The organism is Wolbachia endosymbiont of Armadillidium arcangelii (genome assembly GCF_040207875.1).
In the GTDB taxonomy this organism is placed as follows: domain Bacteria; phylum Pseudomonadota; class Alphaproteobacteria; order Rickettsiales; family Anaplasmataceae; genus Wolbachia.
In genome coordinates this window covers 326,088-351,462 of sequence record NZ_CP157942.1, presented here as the reverse complement: position 1 = coordinate 351,462, position 25,375 = coordinate 326,088, and the positions used below count along the sequence as shown (strand labels likewise).

The following is a 25,375-nucleotide window of genomic DNA, read 5'->3' as shown; positions in this document are numbered from 1 at the left end:
TAACTATTGTTCAGAAATGTAGTTCATTTAACCGATAATTGATATTTTTTGATGTTTATTATAAATAATGGAATGCCACAAAGCCATATTAGTAGAAGACAATAACGTTAGACTCGATAGGTATATCAGAAAAATTTTTCCAGACCTGAAGCAATCTGTAATTGAGAAGTCTTTAAGGAAAGGATTAATCAAAGTTGATAATTGTAAGGCAAAACCCAGCGATAGAGTGAATTCTGGGCAAACTATAACGATAAGATACTTAGATTATATTGAAAACACTAATTCTGATCGTAAATATAATGAAAAGCTAGCAAATCTACTAAGAGAGAACATATTATATGAAGACGAATATATATTAGCTATAAACAAACCCGCAGGAGTAATTGTTCAAGGCGGTATAAAGGTAAAAATTAGCATTAGTGATTTGCTTGACCAAATAAGAGAAGGGGAAGTATTTAAAATTGTCCATAGACTCGATAAAGATACAAGCGGAGTGATCATATTCGCGCGCAATGCTAGTGTTGCCAGATACCTTATGGAAGAATTTAAAGGACGGAGGATAAAAAAAACTTACCTAGCATTAACTTCTGGTATACCGAGCAAGGATAATGGAACAATAGACTATCCATTAGCAAAAAAATATGTTTCAGGGCAAGAAAAAGTGGTTATTGATGAAGACTCACCTCAAAATGCCACTACGTATTTTTCAATTATATCAAGGTTAAAACATAATGTTGCTTATTTAAAATTACAACCAATTACCGGTAGAACCCATCAGTTACGTGCACATTTAGCTCATATAAATTGCCCTATTCTTGGTGATGGTAAATATGGTGGTAAAAAAGCTTTTATTAATGGAGCAGTAAATCAGATTCACCTTCATTCGCATTCTTTATCTTTAAAATTACCAAATAATAAAGAAATTACTATCACTGCTCCTGCCCCTAAACACATCGAAAAGTCTATTGAAGTGCTATCTTTCGACTGAACGATTTCACCAATCAACTTTTCTGTCTTTGGCTTTAATTTGAAGTACAGATATTAGGCTAATTAATGCACAGATAGTAAGGTAAATCCCTGCTGCAAGTTTTGTTTCAGTTCTTTCTATAAGCCACATGCATATCGATGGAGAAAGGCCACCAAAAATACCTGCTGATATGTTATGAGCTAAACTGAAGCCGGTACACCTAACTTTCGTTGGAAATAACTCACAGGCGAGAGAATTATATATTCCAAAAGATGCACCTATCGGCACACTTATTAATAGGAAAGTGAGCGTTATAATATAGTGATTATTATGTGATAATAGCGAAAGTGCCGGCAAACTGATGCAAGCTAAAGCTACTAATGTAGGAATTATCACGTTTTTTCTTCCAACTTTATCAGACAGTATTGCAAACAGCACTGCAGACGTTCCGAATGTGATTTCAACCACAATCCTTACTACATTTTTAATATCAATGCCTGAGAAAGTAAGTTCTTTGACAGATATGTTGTAAAACATGATTGCTGAATAAACAATTGCATTTTGGGCAACGCCAAGCCCAATTGCTAGCACAAATGCCTTTTTATAGTCCCTGATTAATTCTAAAAATGGAGAATCAGATAAGCTTTTATTTTGACCATGAATTTTATATGCTAGGCTCTCTTCCATTATGTATCTTATTAAGAAGCCTATTATGCCCATAATAAAGCAGAAATAGAAGAGCAACCTCCAGCCCCAAATTTCATAATTTTCACCTGTAAATTTTTTGCAAATAGCTATCATTACAAAACATGTAATAGAACCAAGAGCACCACTGAAAGCTTTCATGCTACCTAAAAAGCCTAGATTTTTTTTATCGCTTGAATGCTCTATCAAAAAGGCTGAGTTGATACTCGTTTCCCCTCCTGTTGCCATTCCTTGTATTATTCTACAAAGCAGAAGTAATATAGGAGAAAATATTCCTATTTCTCTAAAACTTGGTATAATTGCAATTGCAGTAGACGATATCGAAGTTAATATTACGGAAGTCAGCAAAATTTTCCTCCTGCCATACTTATCTCCAATGTAACCAAAAATAAATCCACCAAGTGGTCTGAATCCAAACCCAATCGCAAAACTGCCAAGAAATTTAATTGTGCTTAAATAATCACTTTCTGAAGGAAAAAAAACGTTGCTTATTATATGTGTTAAAACTCCAAATAGAGTTACTTCATACCATATAATCATATTGCATATTATGCTTGATAGTACTGCTTTTTGAATATCATTCATGACTTCCGATTTACCACACTTTACTATAAAATTTTTACTCAATAACCTTTAGAGATAACTCGCATAAATGTTTATTGTCCACTTTAGAAGGAGCACCCATTAGAACATCTTCACCCTGCTGATTCATAGGAAAACAGATTACTTCACGAATGTTTGGCTCATCGGCAAGTAGCATAACCATTCTATCAACCCCTGGTGCTATACCGCCATGAGGTGGCACTCCAAACCTGAATGCACGCACAAGCGCACCAAATTTTGTATCAACTTCTTCTTTACTGTAGCCTGCAATGGCAAAAGCTTTGTACATAATATCCAGTTTGTTATTACGAATTGCCCCACTTGACAGCTCTATTCCATTGCAAACAAGATCATATTGGTAAGCAAGGATGTCCAGTGGATCTTTTTCTTCTAAATCCTTCAAGCCATCACGCGGCATGGAGAATGGGTTATGAAAGAAATCTATTTTTTTGCTTTTATCATTATACACAAAGTATGGAAAATCGATGACCCAGCAGAACTTGAAGATATTGTCATCTATAAGACCTAGTTCTGATCCCAAAAGAGTACGCACTTTCCCTGCAATTATTGCTGCTTCATTTTTCTTATCAGAAGCAAAAAACACACTATCCCCAGGCTCTATATTTGTTATTTCTTTTATAGAATTTAGCCGATTGTCATTGAGGAATTTAGCAATTGGTCCTTTTGCAATGCCGTCCTTATCAAATGTTATATACCCAAGACCTTTAGCGCCAAACTCTTTTTGTGCATGTTCTATTTTTTTATCAAAGAAGCTACGAGGTTCCTCTGCTGTTTTGGGGGCGGGGATGGCTCTGACTACCATACTGCGTTCAATATTGTTTTTGAAAATATTGAACTCTGAATCACGGAAAATTTCTGTAACATCGCTGATTAATAATGGATTACGTAGATCTGGCTTATCAGAGCCATATTTGAGCATTGCGTCTTTGTATGTAACGCGCGGAAAATCTTTATCAACTGATTTGCGAGAGAATTTAGCAAACACTTTATATAAAGTAGATTCAATAACTTGAAATATATCCTCCTGAGTTACGAAAGACATTTCAAGGTCTAGCTGATAAAACTCCCCAGGAGAACGGTCAGCCCTTGCGTCTTCGTCACGGAAACATGGGGCAATTTGAAAATACTTATCAAACCCTGAAACCATGAGTAGCTGTTTAAAAATCTGCGGAGCTTGTGGTAATGCATAGAATTTACCAGGATTCAGCCTACTTGGCACTAAGTAGTCACGTGCTCCTTCAGGAGATGAAGCAGTAAGTATTGGAGTTTGAATTTCTAAAAACCCTTGCTCTATCATGATCTTCCTGAGTTCTGCGATGATTTGTGAGCGCAGAATAATGTTGTTACGGGCTTTTTCACGCCTTAAGTCAAGAAAACGATATTTAAATCTCATGTTTTCTGGGTATTCTTGCTCACCGGCGATACTTGCTAATATACTCCTTTCTTCTTTTGCTATCTCTTCATCACGGTGGAACTCAACTTCCGACTCAATGCACAAATTATTAACTATAACTTCAATTTCCCCTGTGGAAATAGAGCTATTTACCGTATCTTCAGTTCTAGCTTTGACTGTTCCTGTGACAGTAATCACACTCTCTGATTTTAAATTTGATATCTCATCAAAAAAGTCTTTATCATTATTGAACACTAGCTGAATTCTTCCATAGAAGTCTCTTAAATCAACAAAGATTAGGTTACCATGGTCACGTTTGCGATACAGCCATCCAGAGAGGGTAACTTCCTTTTCTACATCACTCTTCCTTAATTCGTTACACGTGTGAGTCTTATAGCAGTTCATTTAATTCAAATTTCTAGAATACAGAAAGATTATAAAATAAATTAACCTTTGGGCAAGCTAATATCTAAAAATCCTTTACAAACGATTCTGATTTGGATATACTTTTTTATGTGTGTTGAAGTATATTTATGACTCCTGAAGCATTACAAAAAATTCTAGCTGAAGAAAGATTCTGTATTAAAGAAACTTTCTAGCACTATTATCAAGGATGATTTAGAAAAAGTAAAATCAATTTTTGAGAAAAATAGTTCTATTATTAAAGATGTTGTTGCTGAGGTTAATTTCGCAAGCGGTAGAAATTTGTTAAGGTATGCTGTTGATAACAAAATGGCTAAGTATTTAATAGAGCAAGGTGTAAGTTTTACAGCTGCAATCAGAAAGGCGATCCCAGATTTGGAAGCAATAAAATCAATCTGTGAGGTAAATAAATCTATAGTTAAACGTGAGTTACAGAGAGATGTTAGCATATTAGAGTATATAGCTCTTAATAGAAGTGATGTTAATGACATTATAAAGTACCTAGCTGAGCAAGGTGCAAACCTTAATGCAGTGGATAGTTGTGGGTGCTACTTGCTTCAGACCAATTTCCACATGCCTGATTGATTGAACTTTCAGGCATACTTACCAACAATATTTACTAATCGATCAGTTAATCTTTTATCTCCAAGCACTGCATCTCCAAATTCATTTTTAGCCCATTCACTTGCCATTTTTATATCCTCAATATTTGCACACTTTAATATTCTAATCCTTTATTTTTATGTCCATTTATATTTGTGGGTAATAGTAAGAACGCCAAAATGTAATGATAAAAGTACTAATTGTAGCTGTAGCAAGTCTTGATTGGCTGAAAAAAAGTAAACATTTTATGCGTATTATGTTAATTTAGTTATATTGCGGGCAATTTGTAGGATGCTAGAGCTGCATGAGACTTATAGTAAAAAAATGTTTGTCAGTTTTATTTCTCTTGCTGCTTGTAGCACCTGTTACATCTGAGCAGCAATCTTATTCGGATGAGATTGAGGCCGACTTTCAAGATTTGAAAAGAAATCTGCCATCCTTAAGAAACATGCTATTTTTAGATCCTGTACCAGATTCAAATTATGATGATAGAGATGGCAAAAAAAGTGTTGATGGTGATAGTGCATCATACCGAATCACCAACATTAAAAAGCACAAAATGCGCATTAAATTCTGCAGGGATATCAGTACAACTTATTGTCGATAGGGATGGCAGCATTACTCTGATGGTCCCACTGGAAAAAAGAGCGTGGCATGCTGGTATAAGTTATGCAAAAGTTCAAATAGATAATGTGGTTAAAGAGCTACAAAAGCTGAATGATTATTCTATAGGTATAGAGATTGTAAACACAGGGCTTGAGCCTTTTCCAGAAGAGCAAATGAAATCTGTCAAAGATCTGATTTTATACCTCATGAAACGCTTTAAAATTAGAAAAGATATGATATTTAGTCACGCTGAAATAGGTACTATAGTATATAACTCAGCCATTGAAAGCTACGCAATGCGTAAGCCCGATCCACATAAGTGGTTTGATTGGGAATTATTAGAGAAAAATGGCATCGGACTGCATATAGGTGATAGAATCAGTCCTCAAGATGCAAGACAAAAAGTAAATGAGGTTTTGTATAAGGTAGGTGATAAGAGTGAAAATATTTTGAAATTAAAAAAAAGGTTGAACAATTTTTTTTATAAAATACTGCCTTGGAACGACAAAGAAGGTAACACTGACAATAGCGCTGATTACTCAAATGAGTTTGATGAGAATTTTGCGTGGGTTATCAATCAGTTTTCAATGCACCACTTGCCGAAAGAAATTAGAAAAGACTTGCCTCTAAAATTAGAACAGGAAGATATTTTGCCTAAATTTTTAAGTGAATATGGCAATTGTATTTTCAACAAATTCACATCTTTTAGTAATAAAATTGAATCAAGTTTACAACCACCATTTTTGAATGAAGAGGATTACAAGCGTTTATTATCTTCTTTTGCAGAATATAAAAATAATATTTCTTCTAGTGCATTTGCTACGCTCATGTACAAGATTAAGCTATATTACGACTCTTATCTAAGGTATAATATAAGATCTTCGCTTTATATGCCATTTAAGCTTAATATATTTACAAAGTTGGATATTTTAAAGAATGAAATATTGTCTTTTAAGTCTATAAGCTCTGAAAAGGCTATAGAAGTTTCGAGTTTAATTAATGAGTTTAGGTCAAAAATTTTATCTGATTTCCAAAATTTTGAGAAGCAATGGTTTCAAGAATTTAAGGACACTTGGAAACAAAAATTTATACCAGATATGGAAAAGCAAATGTCTTGGACTGCGCTGCATAAAACTGTGTTGGAATATTTAGAAGGAGCGAAGAAAAGAGTCTAATGATTATTGCAATAGCCACAGATACTTGAGCGTTTATCAGTTGAGCAGAAGAAAACATCAGATAAATTACAAGCACTGCGTTTTTTTTACTTATGCTAACAATTTTTTGTGGTGAAAACTATTTATGGTTCAACCTGAACAAGATAATTCAAAGGTTGCAATTACACATAGGATATAAAAAAATTTCTAAATGAGACTCATGTAGTATTGGGATGACAGAGTTCAAAAAATAAGTTACTTTTTTTATTTTTGGTAAAAAGTAGTCCATGGGTATTAAAATTGCACCTTCTATACTTTCAGCAGATTTTGCAAAATTAGGGGAGGAAGTAAAAAGAATTAGCGACTTGGATGTAGATTATATACACATAGACGTTATGGATGGAAATTTCGTTCCAAATATTACAATAGGTCCGAATGTTATCTCTGCAATACGTAAATATAGCAATCTTCCTTTTGATGTACACTTAATGATTAAATCTCCTGGTGACCATATTGAAAGCTTTATAGAAGCTGGTGCTGATATTATCACTATACATGCAGAAGCAGAGATACACCTTGAGAGGCTAGTAAGAAGGATAAAATCATACAAAAACATAAATAATACGAAAAAAACAATACAAGTTGGAGTTTCAATTGTCCCTTCAACTTCTCCAAGTATGCTTGAATATATAATACATGAGCTAGATATTGTGCTAATCATGACAGTCAACCCTGGATTTGGAGGACAGGAGTTTATTCATTCGCAGCTGCACAAGATATCTATTATAAAGAAAATGATACAGGACCGCAACCTTAAAACGCAAGTTTCAGTAGATGGTGGAGTTAACTTTTCTAATGCAGCTGATATAATAAAAGCAGGTGCAGATATATTAATTGCTGGATCATCAATATTTAAAGCTGAAGATATGAAAAAAGCTGTAAATGATCTTAAAAATCCATTGTTATAACCCTCCTAATAAACTCCTTCAATTAACTCACCCTTTCTAATCAAGACATAACCAAATTCAAGGGCTTTTCTACTTAGATTCTTCATAACCCTGTCTTGATAAAGTTTCTCATAATAATCAATTCCTTTTTCTACATATTCTTTTCCATATTTTAGCATATTGTAAAAAATACATGCCAATTTTCTTGCTGTAGCAGTAATTGCTTTCGGTATCTCTAGTCGCTTCTTTAAAACCTCCTGCAGTATGCACCAAGTGCAGTCTTGATACACAGCAAGGCATTCGCAGCACGATTTACAACCTTACGCGTTCTTGTTCCAATAATTTTCCCTCCTGTAATTTTATTAGCAGGACTCAACCCGAGCCATAAAGAAAAATGCTTTTCTGTCTGCCATTTATTGTGATTTATACCTGTTTCTGAAATGATAGTCTGTATACTTAATACATCAAGTCTTGGAACTTTAGTAAAATCCACTCCCGTTATTCGATATAAATCTTCGTCTACGGCAAAATCTGGACTATTCTTCTGCTTCCACTTTTTTATTTTATTCAATGTTCCGTTCTCATTCAACTTTGTTTCAAATGTTTTATAGTAATTTTCTATACTTTTATCATATTCGGTTTGAAAAAAAGTATATGCTGCATATTCTTGTTTCAATACAAACAAGTATTCTTCTCTATAGTCGCCTGTTAGTACTTTTGCTATAGTATGTTTATCGTTCTTCATATTCGAACTTCTAAATTCAGCTAGTTTTTCAGGGTTCCTCTCTCCTTCAATTATTGCTTTAATAATTTTCATACCTGTTACACCGTTGATATCACTACTAACCTAAGGAAGCAGCTCAAAATTATAGAAAGAGGCAATAATATTTAACCATAGGCGTCAAGTTAAGGAAAAGTAGCATAAGAAAGAAGAGAAGCGGTAAAAATTATTTTAGACATTAAACGACAAAATTAGTAATTTATAGATTCTTTAAAAAAAATTATCTTATTTTAGATCAAAACTTCTCAAAAAAATAAATATAACAAATAAGATACCTATCTTAAATGGTTGCTATATTGGGTATATTCTCTTAACTTGACGCCTATGGTTTATTTAACACTCCCGAACATTTTGCGTAATAAAATATACGATACAATTACTCTCCTTGAGTTTACTTTGTGTAAATTTGTCGCTTCCCTTGCCCACTCTACAATTAAATAACTCTGCAATGTCTCCTATTTGACTGGCCAACAATGAGAATTGGTATAAAATCACAACTTTATCACTATAAATATAGTTGCCACCTTGTATTTTTAGACTATTTTCGTACCTATTTTCAATAGCTTCACTGACGTAATGAAAAATGTTTCCCCTTTTCTCAAGAAATTTGCTATATTTGTTTTGGTTACTGACTCTCATTTTTTGTGTCATATTTTTTCTTCAAGGGTTAAATGGCTATTTTATAATGAATTTTGTCAGTAACTGCCACTTCTTTTCATCTGAGCTATGCAACAAAGCCATTCCAGTGGTCAAGCACTGGAATGACACCTTGCCTTACAGAACGTTCTTACAGCTCTATATCACGCTACAACTTATTTGTTTATTCTTGGCTTTAAAGGAAATCTAATAGATGCTACATAGAAATCCAGACGAGTTTCTAAAGTCTATTCCAAGAGATAAACGCATAATGTGCCTTGATATGGGAGGAAAACAAATAGGCGTAGCATTTAGTGATAAAACACAGCTTATAGCCACAGCTCATAGTATATATTACAGAAGAAATATAAGCAAAGATTTAGGTTGTTTACATAGAATACTTAAAGAAAATGAAGCTGGATCAATGGTAATAGGACTACCATTCACAATAGATGACCAAGAGACTGAATGGTGTAAAGCAATAATCCAATTCGCAAATAAAATAATAAAAAAATGTAAAGTAAACATATACCTACAAGACGAAAGTTTATCAACATCTCTTGCAACTCACGCACTAAAAATTACGGGAATATCAATCACAAAATCGAAAAAAATAGATGATAAAATTGCTGCATGTATTATTCTGCAACGAACATTAGATAAGATAAACACCATCAAATAGTTTTTTTTAAACTGAATTCATGTAAAATTACTTAATAAAACAAGAGCTTTTCGTATAAGCATGACAAATTGCTGTAGCAAGAGCATCAGCAGTATGGTGACATTTTATGTTTAAGTTTTTAACTATTTGCTTCACCATAAATATAATCTGATTCTTATCAGCATGGCCATTTCCGGTAATGCTCTTTTTTATATAGTTCGCATCATATTCATTCATGGTCAAATCCGTCATTTGTAATACTAAAATTGCAATTGCTCTTGCATATCCTAAAGTTAGTGAAGATTTTGGATTCTTATTAACAAAAATTTTTTCTACAGCAGCTTCATTAGGAGAGTATAGAAAAATTACTTTCTTTAATTGTTCAAAAATTATATTTAGACGTTCACCTGTACCCAATTTACCATCAGTTGATATGGTCCCACCACCCAAAAATTTAATATTATTCTTTTCTTTCAGGCTGATAATGGCCCAACCAGTCTTACTCATCCCTGGATCTAGACCTATTATTTTAATCACTTAATAAAGGCTTAACCAATAAATAAACAAAAATAAAAATATCCAGACTAGATCGACAAAGTGCCAATACCAAGAAGCAAATTCAAAGCATAAGTGATCTTGAGGTGTAAATTGATCTTTTCGAGCTCTAAATAAACATACTGACAAAAATATTATACCCATTATAACATGAACGCAATGAAAACCAGTAATCATGTAAAAGTTAGATGTATAAATAAGTTTTTCTCCTGCTTCTTGTAAAGAAAAACTTGCTTCATGATACTCAAGTGCTTGGACTATTATAAAAAAAACTCCAAGCAATATAGTCATAGACAGCATTTTAATCATGCTCTTTTTATCATTTTCAAGTAAAAAATGATGTGCTGAAGTAATTGTTGTACCAGAAAGTAATAATATCAACGTATTCATAAATGGTAACGACCATGGATCAGGTGGTAAAATCCCTTCAGGGGGCCATTCAACTTTTTTTGTAGGAGAAAACGCTTCAAATAAAAAAACCGGATCAAGCCAGGCTTTAAAGAATGAACAAAAGAACGCTATAAAAAACACAACTTCCGAGAGGATAAATAAGTACATTGCAAGCTTGAGTCCATGTTTTACAATGGCAGTATGGCATTTATCATAAATTGCCTCTCTTATTACATCTCTCCACCAAAAAAACAGTATCCATGATACTGCAGAGATCCCCAGAACTAAACCAAATATTCCAGAAATTTGTTTATGGAGTGCACCAATTAACCCAAGTGCAAGAACAAGAATTGCTAATGATATAGCAATTGGCCAGGGGCTTGGGTCCACTAAATGAAAATCATGTTCTTTACTTTTCATATCATCTCCAAAAATACGTATCAAGCATACAAATTAGCTTAAAATTGTCAATATTTCTTAAAATCTTGATCAAATTCTGAAAAATTATATGCGCTATTCCAAAAATCTAACTCAAATTGCACGCTTATTCTAAACAATTCAAGCATTCTTCTTCTTTCTTTTTCTCCTACTTTTTGGCAATACTCATCAACAATACTTTCCAAAGCGATGCATCCAGACCCTATTAAATTACTGCTATAAAAATCAAACCAATCTCTATATCTATTGTTTTTCTTAATTTTATTTCTCATACTGTCAACAACAACCTTATATATAAAATGGCAAGAGTATAAAACTGTTATAGCTTCATAAGTGTCGCTATATGAGGTAGATAAAAGAAAGTTAGTGAAATTAAAGCACTTGAGAGACTTCTCTCCAAAACTTATGGAATACACAGTAAAGTAGTGCTTATATAAAACTCTCACAATGGCTATTGTGCCCTGAGCTACTTCAATGAGTGAGGTAATATTGCTAAGATCTTCTACTTTGGATGCAATGATCAATATGGTACGAATGTAACCATCTAAAAATAGTGCATCCTGCTGGATATAGAATTTAAAACTCTCTATATTTAAAGTACCGTCCATTAACTCAACATTAAAAGGGTGATTAGCTACATCCCTCAAAAGATTCGATCCATAACAATTCCTAATTATATTACTAAACATATAAAATACTAAAAATCAAGATTCTGACACGAGTTGCCCTATATTAGATTATAAGTTGCGACCTGCGTTATAATAGATCTCATCCCAAAACACCAATTCTAGTTCCAGCCCTTTCCTAAAAAACCCACGCATCTTTCTCTTTTCACAATCGTTAGTTTCCTTATATAATTTATTTGTAATATTAGTAACCTCATCAATCGCAGCATTCATTTCTTTGCTATCGTAAATGTTGATCCACTCTTTGTATTTGTTATTTCTAACCTCCTTGGGTGTTACCTGATTCATCATATAATCCACAATAATTTGGTATATATTGAAGCAAGGGTAAGATGCTGCCAAAGCCCCAGCAACAAAATTATGATATGCAGCGCATATGAAAAAATCAGTAAAGGCAGAACAGGCTCTTGATTTCTTGTGATTATCGGATAAATCACAATCTGCAAAATATTCTTTATATTGCTTACGAACATCAAACGTTCCTCTTGCCACATTTATTAAGCTGCTCATTATCTCAACGTCATTAGCTTTAGCTGCAATAATCAATAAAGCACGAGTACAATCCACTAAATATAAAAAATCCTGCTGAAGATAAAATTTGAACTTTTCATAATCTAGCGTATTATTAATCAATTCAACATTGAAAGGATGTTTTTTTATTTTTTCAATAAGATCAGATGATTCTCTTACAGCAATATCGTAAAATTCTTCTTTCGGTTTGTTAGACATATATGAACCTCACAAATATAAAAGCCACTAGAATTAGTATAAAAAACTAATTACACTTTAATAATAAGTTATTATATCAGTATCGAGCTAGGAATCAAAACTTTAAAGCAGTTCTACTTTTGTCTCCTATATTGAATTCTCTACAAAGATCAGCAGATAAGTCCATACTTTCCCAAGAAAATCCACCATCACTTTCTGACTTTTTACCGAAATGTCCATAATAGGCTGTACGTTTATATATAGGACGATTAAGCGATAAATGCCTGATGATACCTTTAGTTGATAAATCTATGTTACCTTCAATAAACCTTTTAATCCTCTTTTCATCTACTATATTCGTACCAAATGTATCAATATAGAATGAAGTAGGTTTTGAGACACCAATTGCATAAGAAAGCTGCACAAGGCAACGTTTAGCCAAGCCGGCAAAAACAATATTTTTAGCAAGGTATCTCGCCATATAAGCTGCTGATCTATCAACCTTGGTTGCATCTTTTCCAGAAAATGCTCCCCCACCGTGTGGAATATAGCCTCCATAACTATCAACCATAATTTTCCGTCCAGTTAACCCACAATCACCAACCGGTCCACCGATAACAAATCTACCTGTTGGATTAACTAAGAGATTTTCCTCAGGACACATCCACCCTTCAGGTAAAGATGAAATTATGTAAGGATAAATTATTTCCTTCACTTTCGATTGACTCAGACCTTCAGAGTGCTGTATCGAAACAACAACATTTTCAGCACACACTGGAAGGTTATTCTCATACGCCAAAGTAATTTGTGACTTTGCATCTGGGCCAAGCTTTACCTCTTTAACCATACTAATGATATTTTTTAGAATCAAGTGTGCATAAAAAATGGGTGCCGGCATGAGGCTTTCCGTCTCTGTTGTTGCATAGCCATACATTATGCCCTGATCTCCAGCGCCTTGATCCACACCTATTGCAATGTCATTTGATTGTTCATGTAGCAATATATTTATCTTCACTGTTTTCCAGTGGAAACCATCATGCTCATAACCAATATCTTTTATTGTATTTCGTACAATACTTTCAATCTTGTTATTTTCAATGTTAGGCCCAAACACTTCCCCAGCTATAATAACATTATCTTTGGTAACCAAAGTCTCTATTGCAGTACGTGAAGAAGAGTCATTAAAAAGGTATTCGTCAAGTATTGCATCTGAAATCTGGTCTGCTACTTTGTCTGGATGACCGGCTGCTACTGACTCACTAGTTACTAAATTCTTATGTAAAATTATCATCTAGTTACACAATATCAAAACTACTGTAAGTCTAAATGGTGGGTCTGGGAAGAGTTGAACCTCCGACCTCACGCTTATCAGGCGTGCGCTCTAACCACCTGAGCTACAGACCCATATTTATTCAAGCCAAAGCTTGCATATCATCTGTAGGTACAACATCAATAAAAGTCTTTTTATTTGCTGATTTTCTAAAACTGACCCAGCCTTCTATTTTAGCAAAGATTGTATGATCTTTACCCATACCAACATTTTTTCCAGGATGGAATTTTGTACCTCTTTGGCGTACAATTATGTTACCAGGAATAACCTCCCCATTCTTCTTTACTCCGAGCCTACGCCCTGCAGAATCTCTACCATTACAGGAACTACCACCTGATTTTTTAGTTGCCATATCTTACCTCTTACTTTTGAAGACTAATTTCATTGATACGAAGAACAGTGATATACTGCCTATGACCAATTTTCCTACGGTAATTCTTTCTTCTCTTTTTCTTAAAGATTATAATTTTTTTATCTCTACACTGCTCCAGCACTTCGGCTTTAACAATAGCACTAGATGAACAAGATAAGCCATTATTTGAAATACAAATCACTTTATTGATTTCCACTTCCTCTTTTTCTTCAGCTTGTAATCTTTCTACTTTGATTATGCTACCTTTTTTTACTAAATACTGCTTCCCACCAGTTTCAATCACTGCAAACATGACAAATATCAATTATCGTTATTAACACTAATCGTAAATGATGTTATACATACTGTCAATATAAATAAAAACACGAAATACTTCTATCTTTATCTACTTTTCCCTAGAGAGTAGTTAAGTTTTAAAAACAAGAGTTTTAAGGCTTGACTATTCTTAATTTCCCCTACTTTACTTCTTTCTAATGAAAATATCCGTTCAACAAAGTGGCAAAATAAGATAGACAAAAAAACATAGAAACAAATGGTCAGTGCGTGACACTGGCATCCAGTCCTTTTTCACAAGAAACGTTGTAGAGCGCTTTCGTGTTTACCAACTGAGTGCCCCTGGATCCCAGTGTCACGCACTGGGATGACAAGAAAAGAAACACTTCCATTTCAATTATTTGCACATTAGCCATACATCTGAACAGATACTAATTAAAACTTTAAGATGCTAATAAAAACTCAAGCTTTCACTAAAAAACATTCAATTAGAGCTTACAAATTAAAACTCATTCCAAGTTCAACTCCATGCGAAAGTTCATGGAACTTTTGCAGCTTATAGCCAGCAAAAACATTTGTTCTCTCAGAAAGTGGAAGATTAATACCAGAACCTATCTGGTAGGAAAAAAATCCTTCTACGTCTGTCCCTTGCTCTTCTGACAGAGGAATTTTAGCAACTCCTCCCACACCAAAAGTAATATAAGGAGTAATATCTGTACTTTCAAATTTATAATGATAATGAAGTTTTGCCATAATTCCCGCATCTAAAATCCCTTCATTAATAACAAGTTTAACTGCAGGGCCAAATGAAATTTTAACGCTATCTGTACAATGATAGCCAAGATCATAGTTAACACCGAGCATGCCATACGACGAAGAGGTGTATGTTCTATCTTTAATCCAATCAACTCCAAAAGATGGTACTGACAAAGAACAGCAGGCCAACAAAGTAAGTAATTTTTTCATTTTTATCCTCTAAAGATTAATACATGCGTATACAAGCATGTAAATATTAAAAATAGTATAAATTGCAAGTAAAAAATTGGAATTATTTTATTTTTTTTGTTATTTGCCTTTCTCTTGCAATTGCAAGACTTCTCTTTGGCACATCTTCCACTATAACGCTACCTGCTGCAACTAGAGAGTCATCATGCACATTAAGCGGTGCAATTAATGAACTATTGGCACCAATAAAACAATTGCTTCCAATATTTGTTTTATGTTTCTTTTTCCCATCATAATTACAAATAACGGTACCTGCACCTATGTTACTCCCCTGCCCTACCTGAGTATTTCCTATATAACTTAAATGCTTTATCTTAGTATTTATACCTATATCACTTGCTTTTGTTTCAACAAAATTACCTATGATTGCACCATCACCTATTGTTGTATTTTCACATTTGGCAAATGGACCAACCCTAACACCAGATCCTATTTTTACTCCAGGACCAAAAAAAACGTATGGATAAACAATCGAATCCATACCAATTTGCGTATCAAGAGAGAAAAAAACAGTCTCTGGAGAAACAAGCGTTACTCCAGAGTTAGTGAAAAACTTTCTTTTGTCTTCTTGAAGGTAAAACTCAGCCTTTGCAAGGTCATTCCTATTATTTATGCCAGTTGCCTCCTCCTCATCAGCAATAACGTAGCCAACATTTAAATTACTCTTTACTGCAATGGCAACGATATCGGTCAAGTAATATTCATGAGCTTGGTTATTACACTCTATTTTCTCCACCAATTCACGTAGATTCTTTTCACGTGCAACCATTATTCCGGCATTAGCAAGAAATTCCTCATCATTATTTCTACCATTTTGTGCTTCTACGATTTCTCTTAGGGAACCGTTCTCAATAATTAGTCTACCGTATCCTTTATTATTAGTTTTAAATCCAAGACAAACTAAAGCATTGCTCTCTCCCAAGCAGCTTATCATTTTAGTTATTGTGCTGCTTTTTATTAGTGGAGTATCCCCATACTGCACAACAACTATATCTGACAATTCTTTCAGATTTCTCATTGCAATTTTGACTGCATCCCCTGTGCCAAGCGTTGACTCTTGTGTAATTAATTTTATACCCTCAAAGCATTCCAGCCTTTGAGTTAAAGGCAAATCAATTACAACAGCTATTTTTTTAGGATTTAGCTGTTTTGCATTATAAATGACGTGCTCAAGCATAGAGAAATTACCTACTTTGTGCAGAACCTTAGGTAAGCTTGAATTCATTCGTTTACCATGCCCAGCAGCAAGTATAACAAATGTATAAGCTTTGTTTGTCACTTATCTTAAAGACGAAAAATGAAAACCATAATGGTTGAGCCAACTGATTCTGTTGTCATAAAAGCTCCTTAGATCACTAATTTGATATTTCAGCATTGCTAGCCTTTCTATACCAATCCCAAATGCAAAGCCACTGTATTTAGTATGGTCTATGCCAACATTTTGAAAGACATTTGGGTGCACCATACCGCATCCAAGTACTTCAATCCATTTACTATCTTTATAGCTTATATCCACTTCTGCAGAAGGCTCAGTGAAAGGGAAAAAACTATTACGAAAGCGTATTTTTAGACCTTTATCTCCGAAAAATTTACTAAGGAAGCGATGAATAGTAAACTTTAATTGGCCCATATTGACATTTTCATTAACATAAAGCCCTTCTATCTGGTGAAACATAGGAGTGTGAGTTGCATCAAAGTCATTTCTGTATACCCTACCTGCAGTCACTATTTTAATTGGAAAAGTTTTTGTCTTTTCCATGGTTCTAATCTGCACAGATGAGGTATGAGTGCGCAGCACCACTCTTTTATCATTTATTTTGTTTCTTAAATAGAAGGTATCCTGCTCTTCGCGCGCAGGGTGGTGACTCGGAGTGTTTAGCGCATCAAACACATGAAATTCATCTTCAATATCAGGACCATCAACTGCTTTGAAGCCCATATGTGCAAAAATGAGCTTTACTTCACTTATAACTTTGCTCAGTGGATGAATCTTGCCAATTCTTTCTGGTCTGACAGGCAGTGTGATATCAACTGCTTCATTTTGCAGTTTTAATTTAACTTCTTCAGCTTTTAGTTCATTTTCTTTGCTTGTTATAAGCTGGTCTATCTTATTGCGTAAAACGTTAATAACTGCACCTAGATCGCGTTTTTCTCTTGCATCATCTATATTCTTTAAATCATCAAAATAAGCCTTTATTAGACCCTTTCTCCCCAAGTATGACAACCTAACTTTTTCTAAATCTTGCAAAGAAGCAGCACTTTCAATCTCAGAAACTGCCTTATCTTCAAGTAAAGGTATTTCACTTATTAGCTCCCTGTTCACCTTAAAAACGCTAGCTTAAACTTTCATTATAGTGAAATCTTTAATATCATCAATAAAACTATTTGGATAAAAAGGTGTCATCCCAGTACTCTCCTTCTTGTCATTCCAGTCTGGAATCCAGGAATTTTATTAGGTTGGTAAGCATAAAAGTAGCCGTTTTATGTTAAAATACAACGTTTTGATGATCATGAAAAAACTGAATGCCAGTGTCTGGGCACTGGCATGACATCATCTTTTTTATCAGATGCATATGAAATCAGCGCTTTCTTTCTTGTCATCCCAGTGCTTGACACTGGGATCCATAACAGGTAGTAAGAAGTGCTGGAATAACATCTCTATAGGACTCCTAACTAATCAAAAATATTAAGAAATTTACCAAGCAAAAAAAGGCAAAAGAATCCCTCAGTAGTGAGTTTTGACCCTATAATAATGTAAATTGGCATTGTAATAATGTGCTAACGCTTATTTAAAGAGCGTTTTGGCTGAATGTAGAAAAAATAAAAAAGACATGCAGCCGCTATAATTTTATGTAATCTGCCAATATATACCTGAGTTTTTTACTGAATTTTGTTGTTAAATCTGCAGAGATTAAAAACAAGGATAAATACTCTCATTGTCATGATAAGAAGACTGATGAGGTTTGTAAAGTAACTTTTTCTGCTTTTATTGAATCTAACACGCTACTGTTATGCAAGGGTACTCTAATTATTAATTTATTGACTAATTGTGTTTTTTATTTCACTCTACATTAAAAAATTTACTCATGCATAACAGTAACATAAAAACTCAGAGAAAATACGAAATGGAGGATTTACCTAAGTTTTTTAAGGATAGATCCAAAGACATAAGTAAAGCATTTTCTAATGAAGTGCTGGAGATTAGCACCATTCGCTCAAAAAATGTTGCAAGTGATACACAAGAGTTTTCATTTAAGCTCAAGCTGCTAACAGAGGTAAACCCTAATGCAGTATTATCTCAAACAAAATATTTAATTGATTTTTTTATCTGCCTTTCTCGGGAGAAAAACTTCACAGCCAATATAAAAGTGCTAAAAGAAAGTGAAGAATTATACAATAACTACTATAAAACTAACAAAACTGTAGAAAAATTCATAAGTAATGCTCCAATTCAAATCCTTCTACAGGGCATAACAATAACGCTACAAACAGACGTTAAAAACATCAACCTCAATAGCTTGCAACAAATTGAGGCATCCTTGAATGAGCGGCTAAAACATATAGAAAAAGCCAAAAATGAGGAGCAAAATCAAGATACATTACAAGTAGAAGAAACTGAAAATAAAAACGAAAATGTGGTTGAAAAAGGGAACACGCAAGATAAACAAATTGTGCAAAGTTCGTTTGGCTACAATATAGCAAGTAACAGAAAGCAAATTACACGTCCACCAGTAATTGTTGCTGCAATGCATGAAAATTTTTCCTGGTTTAGGTCTCTTTTTCAGCCATTCAATTTTTTTAATACGGCACAATTCTTTTTCCCACAACTGCCCAAATTTTCTATACAGAGTAACAATATGCCACCTGGTGTTATTCCAGCACTTGACCAAAAAGAAAAAGAACCAGTGTCAGCTACTCAGACAACAGAGGATAGCACAAGAAATTTAGTGTCTCAAGAAACAGAGCGGGATATAGGTCAAACTAGGTCGCACACAGACTACTTTAAAGCTAACAGAAAAAAGAAGTCGAAAAAGCAGGCCAAAGAACTATCGGAAGAGGAAAAACAATCAATCATAAAACAAGTTCAATTTGATGCTAGATTAGCTATAGTAGATAATTTGGCTGAGCACAAGGGAAAAAAACTCGATGAAATATTCGTAGAAGTAGTAAGTAAATATAAAAATCAAGATCCAGATACATTTTACAATATTTTCAACTCAGTGTTTAATATTATTTATTTCCAAGATAAACAACTACATGAAATATTAGAGCCGAATGAGATATCAGAAGTAAAGGTACTCAAAAGCCCACAACCTCCTAATAACTCACTTCTAGGTAAAGAATATTTAAAAAAGCAAGTAGATAGAAAAAAAGTGCAATTGCTCAAATTAGTTTCGGGCATTCCTATACAATCTTCTCCACAGCTTAGGAAGATTTCTCATGAAATTTTACCAAGCAAAGCTGTAGACCATTTACCAAAAATAAATGAAGCTAAAACTCGATTGCCTACTAATATTAGTCTCAAATCACCATTAAAAGCTATGTTTTCTTCGAAAGAGACTTATTTTTGTCTATTTTTAGTAGCAGCTTCTATATCAGCACTCTGCCTATGGCACTTGCCGCTGGGAAAAGTGTCAATTTTAAAGGAATTGGTGCCAACAGAAAAAAGGGAAAGTATCGGTCTAACATTAAACATAGGGTTACCAATATTAATTACACTGTGCGTTTTGAGCCTGGCTTACCTTATATATTCTAAATATTCTGTAGAATCTATTGAGCAGATAAGTAAAAAAGATCTTCTTTTGCGCACCTAACAAATAAGATCTTTTGTGATATAATTATTTATTTTATTGCATGTTTAAAGGAATTATTACAGATATTGGAACTGTAATTGATATCACCACTCACTCTAACTCCTTCCACATCAAAACACAAAATTTATCCTCTGTAAATAAAGGAGATTCAATAGCCTGCTCCGGAGTGTGTTTAACTGTTGTCGACATAATGAACGATGTATTCATAGTTCAATTATCTCAAGAAACTATGAAGGTTTCTAACTTAAATATGTGGAAAATAGGAAAAAAAATAAACCTAGAACAAGCAATGAAACTGAGTGATAGGATTGATGGCCACTTGGTTCAGGGCCATGTTGATGGGATAGTAAGAATCTTAACAATTGAACGAAATTTAGATTCTCATGAAGTCAAGTTATCGTGCCCACAAGAATTAATTAAATTTGTTGCGAAAAAAGGTTCTATAACGCTAGATGGGGTTTCTCTCACAGTAAATTCAGTTGTCAATCAAGAGTTCACTGTGAATATCATTCCCTATACATGGAAAAACACAACTTTTCAGCATAATAAAACAGGTAATTGCCTAAATTTAGAAGTTGATATGATTGCTCGGTACTTAGACCAGCTGATAAAATATCAACACAATTAATTTTACAACTTTGTTATTTATAACTATTATATCTTGAAAATCATATAGATACAAAATATGTTTTTCGATAGCCTAATTATCTTTATTATTGTCTTGTGTGTAATAATATCGATAACTAGAGGTTTTATAAAAGAGCTATGCGCATTAATGTTCTTGTTCTTATCAGTCTTTTTGACAGCCAGTTACTATGATTTTTTTGTTATAAATTATAGTAAGTATTTTGACTCTAAAGTCACACAGAACATACTTTCTACAATCTCTGTATTTATCGTACTTAATCTTACATTCATGACAATGAATAATTGGCTAATGTACATATTATCACCCATAAGGTTGGGATTAATGGATAGAGTTACTGGAATGTTTGTCGGAGCACTTAGAGGAATATTGCTTTCTTATGTACTATTTTTTGCTGTGCACTTATATTGCCACGCAGTATACGATAAAAAAGAGGGGGAGTCTAAAATAGAAGCAGAAGACATATTGCCTAACTGGATAATCAATTCACACTCTTACCAGGCTCTATTTGTGACAACAGAAGAAGTAATTGACATGTATGTACCAGAGTCGTTGATACTAAAAATAAAAGAGATTGGTGAGGAAATGGTTGATCAAGAAAAATCTAAAAATAATAAAGAAAAGTGAGTATTCACTTTCTATAGCTAAACTAGATTAGACAGCTGTTATTCACAGCAGTGCGCCATAGGTCATACCAATCCCTATTATTAATCAAACAAAACTGCAGACATTTTTGAATAAACAAACCATCAAAAAAATTTAAATGTATGATTTTAGTTCATCGATGTAATAAAACAAAACTTTTTTAGTGAGTTCAAAATCTTCTAAGGTATTTCCTTCACATCTTGCTGTAATGCAGTTTTGCGTATTTGATACTCTAAGAAGCCACCAACCTTTATTATCAGTTACCTTAATACCATCAAGCTCTGAAAATACAATATTTTTCTGCTTTAGTGTCTCCTTTATTGACTCAATTATTTGAAATTTTTTCTCATCCTTTACTACAATTTTCACTTCATGAGTGATATATAACTTTGGTAAGTCTTCAATCATCTCAGATAGGCTTTGGTTTTTCTTAAGTAAAATGTCAATGGCTTTAATAGCAGAATATAGTCCATCATCAAAACCCAGCTCAGAAAAGAAAAAATGGCCACTGAGTTCACCGGCAAACTTTGCTCCTTCTTCTACCATCTTTTTCTTAACTAGTGAGTGTCCAGTGGCACAGGTAATTATTTGTCCTCCTAATTTACTAACGAGATCATGCACTTTCATACTCATTTTTACGTTGGCAATAACTTTGCTTTTTGGGTGTTCCGCCAATACTTCACGTGCAAAAATCATAAATAAGTGATCATTGGAAACAACATTACCTTTATTATCAATCAAGCGTACCCTATCACCATCACCATCAAGTGCAATACCAAGATCACATTTATCTTTCTTGACAATATTGATTAACTGAGCAAGATTTTTTTCTTCTATGGGATCTGGATCATGCAGTGGAAATGTTCCATCTATAGAGTTATTGGTTACGATGTGTATATGATCTGGTAAAACCTTTTCAATATATCTTACAATTGTTGGACTATTGCCAAAATCCCAGGCTATTTTTAGTTTTTGTGTAGTGTTATTCTTGAGCGCATTTTTTAATATGTGAATATACTCACTATATGTGTTCGTGTTAATTAAGCTTCCAATTTTCGTGCTGTTTTTAATTGTACTGCCTATAATTTCCTTCATTTCTTGATCTGAGTAAACTTTTTTACTACTGAAAAATTTAAAGCCATTATATTCGCTGGGGTTATGAGAAGCAGTGATCATAATTCCAAGGTCTGCCTGCATCGTTGCAGCGTAGAGCATAGGTGAAGAACAGAGCCCAACGCGTATAACATTCGCACCGGATAAAATTAAGCCTCTGATTAATTCTTTTTCTATGCTTGGTGAATCTATCCTGCTGTCATAGCCTACACAAACGTTAGCTGCAGTTTGACCAAATTTTCTGCCTATCTCGTATCCATCACTGATTTGCAGGTCTCTGCCTACCACACCTCTAATATCGTATTTTCTTATAATAGTATTGTCCATAGTGCACTTCTTGGAGTGGTTAATATATAACATTCCCGCCAAATACTCAAGTTTATTTAACTATAAGATTAGTTGATTTTTTAAGAAAATATACTAATATTATAACATAGTTCTCTAAAAATAGAAATTATGCCAAAAGAAAACTTATTTATAGCTGAAAATCAAGATTTAGATGTAGATGAGCAAAAGAAAAATGATATTTTAAGTTTCATTGAATCTTGCAACAATTTTCAGGATTTTATAAAAAAACTAGAGGAAGAAAACTTAATTTGGTATTTTATTGGCCCTTTACGCAAAGATAAGGACATTAAAGAACAGATAAATTTAAAGTGGGAAAATGAGTTTCAAAAATTTGAGCAATCAATAAATGAAACACATAAAAATTTTGAAGCATCCCTACCAGGTGAAAATTTCTTAGTATATACAACAAAAGATAATGACTTTCAAATTAGGTTTGAAAATAAAGAAAAACCAATAGAGATTAGTACCCTTTTGAGAGCCAGCGACGAAGGTAAGGTTTATAACCTATCTTTAGGGAAAGATAGTCAAATAACTGCAACCAAAAAAGGCAGCGAAAGGCACTATGGTTTTACTGGTTCAAGCTCATGTGAGATGACCATTAACTGGCAAGCTAAGGATTCTAAAGGCAATAGCGTAGATTGTAGCATGACTGTAGAAGTAAATTCTAATGGCATAGAAAAAGTGATTGGTGAGCCAAAATTTGGTGATTTAATTTTCAAAGATTTAGAATCAGAAGAAACAAAAAAGAAAATATTAGAATTAGTTGAGCAGAATAAAGAAGTTTTTATCAACGGAAAAATTCTGTATCAAGCTTTTACTGACATGGGCAAAAGTGTGAACGAGCAGCAAACACCAGCAGAGGAAACATTTACAAAAAATTCACCACAGTCACCTATACTAAGTAGTAGTGGATATTCCTCTCCTGGTTCGCGTAGAAGTTCTTTCTCTGGCGTTAGTGAATTTAGTGACGAAGAAGATGAAATGCTTGAGAATAGCATGTCTGATGACGAGAAAGAGTATGAACAAGAAGGATCAGAAAATGGAGTGGATGAAATTATAGATGGAATTGAGGAGTTAAAAGAAGAAAAAGAAACGTTTGCTCAATATTTTGCAAAGCAGGCAAAGCAGCTTGAGGATCTAAAGTCAGAACGTAACTCCTTGAAAAAGGAAGTTAATGAACAACAGCAAGCAATATTTGAAAGAGATCAAAAAATCAAGGAACAAGATGCTTCTATTAAGTCACTTACAGAGAAACTCAAAAAATCAGAAGAACTTAATCAAAATATAGAAAAGGAAGGTGATACAGAGATAAGAACATTAAGTGAAGAAAAGCAAATTTTGGAAGGAGAAGTTAAAAGACTTAAAGCTGAATTGAAAAGAATAACGCAAGAAAAAGATCAAGGTATTGAACAACTAACACAAGAAATAAAGGCGTTAGAAAAAGAACTACAGGGTAAAAATAATGCAATTGGTAAGTTAAGTGATCAGTTGAAAGATAAAGAAAATGAAATAAATAGGATAAATGAAGAGCAGCAGAAAAAATTAGAGCAAAGTGAAGCTAAGTTAAGTGCACTAGAAAAAAAGAATGCAAATTTGGAAAATGATCTAAAGAAAACATTGGCAGAAGGTTTAAAGGATAATCACGAAAAGCAGTTGGTAGAAGAATTGACGGAAGAAAAAGAGAAAAATAATACATTGGCTAAAGAGATGAAACTATTGTCTCAAGAATTCAATGCATTACAGAGAAAAAACGAAGATTTAGAGAGGAAAATTCGACAACTTGAACCTGGAAGATCACCCGCAGATGAGATGAGTGAGGTAAATACGAATGAGGAAATAGATAAGCTTAAACAACAACTTAAGGCAAAGGAGGGTATGTTAACACACACACAAGAAGAGCTGAAGTCTGTTAAAGACGCTCTAGAGCAATTGCAGGACATATTACAGCAGGAAAAATATCAGGCAGCTATCTCAACTCAAACTGAAGTTGAATATGAAAGTAGAAGAACAAGCATGCAGCAGCAAGACCAAGATATACAAGCTGTAAACAACAACTCAAGCAGAATAGCTAGTGGGTTAAGACAAGAAAACAAAAAATTGACTAGAGACAAACTAACTATATCTGAGCAATTAAAACAAAAAATAAAAGAGATTGATGAGTTAAAGAAAAATTTAAAGCAATTACAAGAAGAAAATACACAACTAAGACAAAAAGCTACTAAAGGTACAGTAGTTAATGCGTCATCTTTAGCAGATCAAAGAGAGGCTAAGGAAGAGGAAGCTCGAACAAACATACCGCAAAACATTATGGATTGGCCTGTTCCAATTCCAGACGATAAACCGGAAGAGCAGAAAACTCCATTAGAGCCAATCAAGGTAAATACAGAACTATCAGATCCAAACATAGTTCCTGCTGAAGCTTCAGAAAAATCTACTCCTTCAAAATGATGATTTTGCTTCAACTGTAGCTAATCCAATGTCTATTTAATAAAAAAATGTGAGGCTCTTTTGTACTCCATTCTTCTGAAATTTTCAATAAAAAACCGTATTG

Annotated in this window: 23 protein-coding genes, 1 tRNA gene and 2 pseudogenes; 9 read left to right on the top strand and 17 right to left on the bottom strand. The window is 33.7% G+C overall.

Features of this window, described 5'->3' with window-relative positions; genetic code table 11:
- The first annotated feature begins 67 nt into the window (after window positions 1-67).
- The gene (locus tag ABLO99_RS01850; RefSeq protein WP_349968009.1) at window positions 68-988 is read left to right on the top strand and encodes an RluA family pseudouridine synthase; all 921 of its coding nucleotides are present in this window, start codon (window positions 68-70) and stop codon (window positions 986-988) included.
- A gap of 6 nt (window positions 989-994) precedes the next feature.
- On the opposite strand, the gene ABLO99_RS01845 is transcribed toward ABLO99_RS01850, so the two are convergent.
- Window positions 995-2,257 (bottom strand): MFS transporter, encoded by a 1,263-nt coding sequence (locus tag ABLO99_RS01845; RefSeq protein WP_349968548.1) that lies wholly within the window; start codon window positions 2,255-2,257, stop codon window positions 995-997.
- Window positions 2,258-2,291: 34 nt separating this feature from the next.
- Window positions 2,292-4,094 (bottom strand): aspartate--tRNA ligase, encoded by a 1,803-nt coding sequence (gene aspS / locus ABLO99_RS01840; RefSeq protein WP_349968008.1) that lies wholly within the window; start codon window positions 4,092-4,094, stop codon window positions 2,292-2,294.
- Window positions 4,095-4,394: 300 nt separating this feature from the next.
- Between aspS and ABLO99_RS01835 the strand changes: the two genes are divergently transcribed.
- Entirely contained in the window at window positions 4,395-4,697 is a 303-nt protein-coding gene (locus ABLO99_RS01835) for a hypothetical protein (RefSeq protein WP_349968007.1), read from the top strand.
- Here the strand turns inward: ABLO99_RS01835 and ABLO99_RS01830 are convergent.
- Window positions 4,648-4,804: pseudogene (locus ABLO99_RS01830) on the bottom strand (transposase DNA-binding-containing protein); the annotation flags it as partial. The gene ABLO99_RS01835 and the pseudogene ABLO99_RS01830 overlap by 50 nt on opposite strands.
- Window positions 4,805-5,209: 405 nt before the next feature.
- Between ABLO99_RS01830 and ABLO99_RS01825 the strand changes: the two are divergent.
- Together ABLO99_RS01825 and rpe are read left to right on the top strand one after the other, a co-directional pair.
- Window positions 5,210-6,496, top strand: coding sequence for an N-acetylmuramoyl-L-alanine amidase (locus tag ABLO99_RS01825; RefSeq protein WP_349968006.1), 1,287 nt, complete (start codon window positions 5,210-5,212; stop codon window positions 6,494-6,496).
- Window positions 6,497-6,762: 266 nt separating this feature from the next.
- Window positions 6,763-7,443 (top strand): ribulose-phosphate 3-epimerase, encoded by a 681-nt coding sequence (rpe, locus tag ABLO99_RS01820; RefSeq protein ID WP_349968004.1) that lies wholly within the window; start codon window positions 6,763-6,765, stop codon window positions 7,441-7,443.
- Between the two features lie 5 nt (window positions 7,444-7,448).
- On the opposite strand, the pseudogene ABLO99_RS01815 reads toward rpe, so the two are convergent.
- Together ABLO99_RS01815 and ABLO99_RS01810 are read right to left on the bottom strand one after the other, a co-directional pair.
- Window positions 7,449-8,269, bottom strand: a pseudogene (locus ABLO99_RS01815) (transposase); the annotation flags it as partial.
- Window positions 8,270-8,536: 267 nt separating this feature from the next.
- Window positions 8,537-8,854, bottom strand: coding sequence for a hypothetical protein (locus ABLO99_RS01810; protein ID WP_349968554.1), 318 nt, complete (start codon window positions 8,852-8,854; stop codon window positions 8,537-8,539).
- A gap of 199 nt (window positions 8,855-9,053) precedes the next feature.
- Between ABLO99_RS01810 and ruvX the strand changes: the two genes are divergently transcribed.
- Window positions 9,054-9,521 carry a Holliday junction resolvase RuvX gene (ruvX, locus tag ABLO99_RS01805; RefSeq protein WP_349968003.1) on the top strand — a complete coding sequence of 156 codons (468 nt, stop codon included), beginning with the start codon at window positions 9,054-9,056 and terminating at the stop codon, window positions 9,519-9,521.
- Window positions 9,522-9,548: 27 nt separating this feature from the next.
- Here ruvX and ruvC read toward each other — a convergent pair whose 3' ends face one another.
- From ruvC to pheS, 11 genes are all read right to left on the bottom strand, one after another.
- Entirely contained in the window at window positions 9,549-10,037 is a 489-nt protein-coding gene (gene ruvC / locus ABLO99_RS01800; RefSeq protein WP_047759292.1) for a crossover junction endodeoxyribonuclease RuvC, read from the bottom strand.
- Window positions 10,038-10,865, bottom strand: coding sequence for a cytochrome c oxidase subunit 3 (locus ABLO99_RS01795; RefSeq protein WP_349968001.1), 828 nt, complete (start codon window positions 10,863-10,865; stop codon window positions 10,038-10,040).
- A gap of 47 nt (window positions 10,866-10,912) precedes the next feature.
- A complete protein-coding gene (locus ABLO99_RS01790; RefSeq protein WP_047759294.1) occupies window positions 10,913-11,572 on the bottom strand; it encodes a TenA family protein in 660 nt (219 codons plus the stop codon).
- Window positions 11,573-11,620: 48 nt separating this feature from the next.
- Window positions 11,621-12,298 carry a TenA family protein gene (locus ABLO99_RS01785; protein ID WP_047759295.1) on the bottom strand — a complete coding sequence of 226 codons (678 nt, stop codon included), beginning with the start codon at window positions 12,296-12,298 and terminating at the stop codon, window positions 11,621-11,623.
- Window positions 12,299-12,392: 94 nt separating this feature from the next.
- Window positions 12,393-13,568, bottom strand: a complete 1,176-nt coding sequence (gene metK, locus ABLO99_RS01780; RefSeq protein ID WP_410543409.1) for a methionine adenosyltransferase — start codon at window positions 13,566-13,568, stop codon at window positions 12,393-12,395.
- Between the two features lie 36 nt (window positions 13,569-13,604).
- Window positions 13,605-13,681 (bottom strand) — tRNA-Ile (locus ABLO99_RS01775).
- Window positions 13,682-13,689: 8 nt separating this feature from the next.
- Window positions 13,690-13,959, bottom strand: coding sequence for a 50S ribosomal protein L27 (gene rpmA / locus ABLO99_RS01770; RefSeq protein ID WP_047759296.1), 270 nt, complete (start codon window positions 13,957-13,959; stop codon window positions 13,690-13,692).
- A gap of 10 nt (window positions 13,960-13,969) precedes the next feature.
- Window positions 13,970-14,272 (bottom strand): 50S ribosomal protein L21, encoded by a 303-nt coding sequence (gene rplU, locus ABLO99_RS01765; RefSeq protein WP_047759297.1) that lies wholly within the window; start codon window positions 14,270-14,272, stop codon window positions 13,970-13,972.
- A gap of 476 nt (window positions 14,273-14,748) precedes the next feature.
- Window positions 14,749-15,219 carry a P44/Msp2 family outer membrane protein gene (locus ABLO99_RS01760; RefSeq protein ID WP_349967999.1) on the bottom strand — a complete coding sequence of 157 codons (471 nt, stop codon included), beginning with the start codon at window positions 15,217-15,219 and terminating at the stop codon, window positions 14,749-14,751.
- A gap of 82 nt (window positions 15,220-15,301) precedes the next feature.
- Entirely contained in the window at window positions 15,302-16,537 is a 1,236-nt protein-coding gene (locus ABLO99_RS01755; protein ID WP_349967997.1) for an NTP transferase domain-containing protein, read from the bottom strand.
- Window positions 16,538-17,581: a phenylalanine--tRNA ligase subunit alpha gene (gene pheS / locus ABLO99_RS01750; protein WP_349967995.1), complete on the bottom strand. Its 1,044-nt coding sequence runs from the start codon at window positions 17,579-17,581 to the stop codon at window positions 16,538-16,540.
- A gap of 763 nt (window positions 17,582-18,344) precedes the next feature.
- On the opposite strand from pheS, the gene ABLO99_RS01745 reads away from it, so the two are divergent.
- From ABLO99_RS01745 to ABLO99_RS01735, 3 genes are read left to right on the top strand one after another with little or no spacing between them, the layout of a single operon-like run.
- Complete coding sequence (locus tag ABLO99_RS01745) at window positions 18,345-20,072, top strand: hypothetical protein (RefSeq protein ID WP_349967992.1); 1,728 nt, start codon at window positions 18,345-18,347, stop codon at window positions 20,070-20,072.
- A 40-nt stretch (window positions 20,073-20,112) separates the two neighbouring features.
- Window positions 20,113-20,700, top strand: coding sequence for a riboflavin synthase (locus ABLO99_RS01740; RefSeq protein WP_349967991.1), 588 nt, complete (start codon window positions 20,113-20,115; stop codon window positions 20,698-20,700).
- 57 nt (window positions 20,701-20,757) lie between these two features.
- A complete protein-coding gene (locus ABLO99_RS01735; protein WP_349967990.1) occupies window positions 20,758-21,345 on the top strand; it encodes a CvpA family protein in 588 nt (195 codons plus the stop codon).
- A 132-nt stretch (window positions 21,346-21,477) separates the two neighbouring features.
- Here the strand turns inward: ABLO99_RS01735 and ABLO99_RS01730 are convergent, their stop codons facing one another.
- Entirely contained in the window at window positions 21,478-22,836 is a 1,359-nt protein-coding gene (locus tag ABLO99_RS01730; RefSeq protein ID WP_349967989.1) for a phosphomannomutase/phosphoglucomutase, read from the bottom strand.
- Between the two features lie 96 nt (window positions 22,837-22,932).
- Between ABLO99_RS01730 and ABLO99_RS01725 the strand changes: the two genes are divergently transcribed.
- Window positions 22,933-25,272 (top strand): hypothetical protein, encoded by a 2,340-nt coding sequence (locus tag ABLO99_RS01725; RefSeq protein ID WP_349967988.1) that lies wholly within the window; start codon window positions 22,933-22,935, stop codon window positions 25,270-25,272.
- Window positions 25,273-25,375: the final 103 nt, after the last annotated feature.

Coding starts and splice junctions, on each gene's coding strand:
- rplU (WP_047759297.1), bottom strand. CDS start 14,272: ATGTTTGCAGTGATTGAAACTGGTGGGAAGCAGTATTTAGTAAAAAAA.
- metK (WP_410543409.1), bottom strand. CDS start 13,568: ATGATAATTTTACATAAGAATTTAGTAACTAGTGAGTCAGTAGCAGCC.
- ABLO99_RS01795 (WP_349968001.1), bottom strand. CDS start 10,865: ATGAAAAGTAAAGAACATGATTTTCATTTAGTGGACCCAAGCCCCTGG.
- ABLO99_RS01735 (WP_349967990.1), top strand. CDS start 20,758: ATGTTTTTCGATAGCCTAATTATCTTTATTATTGTCTTGTGTGTAATA.
- ABLO99_RS01845 (WP_349968548.1), bottom strand. CDS start 2,257: ATGAATGATATTCAAAAAGCAGTACTATCAAGCATAATATGCAATATG.
- ABLO99_RS01790 (WP_047759294.1), bottom strand. CDS start 11,572: ATGTTTAGTAATATAATTAGGAATTGTTATGGATCGAATCTTTTGAGG.
- rpe (WP_349968004.1), top strand. CDS start 6,763: ATGGGTATTAAAATTGCACCTTCTATACTTTCAGCAGATTTTGCAAAA.
- ABLO99_RS01810 (WP_349968554.1), bottom strand. CDS start 8,854: ATGACACAAAAAATGAGAGTCAGTAACCAAAACAAATATAGCAAATTT.
- aspS (WP_349968008.1), bottom strand. CDS start 4,094: ATGAACTGCTATAAGACTCACACGTGTAACGAATTAAGGAAGAGTGAT.
- ABLO99_RS01730 (WP_349967989.1), bottom strand. CDS start 22,836: ATGTTATATATTAACCACTCCAAGAAGTGCACTATGGACAATACTATT.
- ABLO99_RS01725 (WP_349967988.1), top strand. CDS start 22,933: ATGCCAAAAGAAAACTTATTTATAGCTGAAAATCAAGATTTAGATGTA.
- ABLO99_RS01850 (WP_349968009.1), top strand. CDS start 68: ATGGAATGCCACAAAGCCATATTAGTAGAAGACAATAACGTTAGACTC.
- ruvX (WP_349968003.1), top strand. CDS start 9,054: ATGCTACATAGAAATCCAGACGAGTTTCTAAAGTCTATTCCAAGAGAT.
- ABLO99_RS01760 (WP_349967999.1), bottom strand. CDS start 15,219: ATGAAAAAATTACTTACTTTGTTGGCCTGCTGTTCTTTGTCAGTACCA.
- ABLO99_RS01740 (WP_349967991.1), top strand. CDS start 20,113: ATGTTTAAAGGAATTATTACAGATATTGGAACTGTAATTGATATCACC.
- ABLO99_RS01825 (WP_349968006.1), top strand. CDS start 5,210: ATGGCAAAAAAAGTGTTGATGGTGATAGTGCATCATACCGAATCACCA.
- ABLO99_RS01745 (WP_349967992.1), top strand. CDS start 18,345: ATGCATAACAGTAACATAAAAACTCAGAGAAAATACGAAATGGAGGAT.
- ABLO99_RS01785 (WP_047759295.1), bottom strand. CDS start 12,298: ATGTCTAACAAACCGAAAGAAGAATTTTACGATATTGCTGTAAGAGAA.
- rpmA (WP_047759296.1), bottom strand. CDS start 13,959: ATGGCAACTAAAAAATCAGGTGGTAGTTCCTGTAATGGTAGAGATTCT.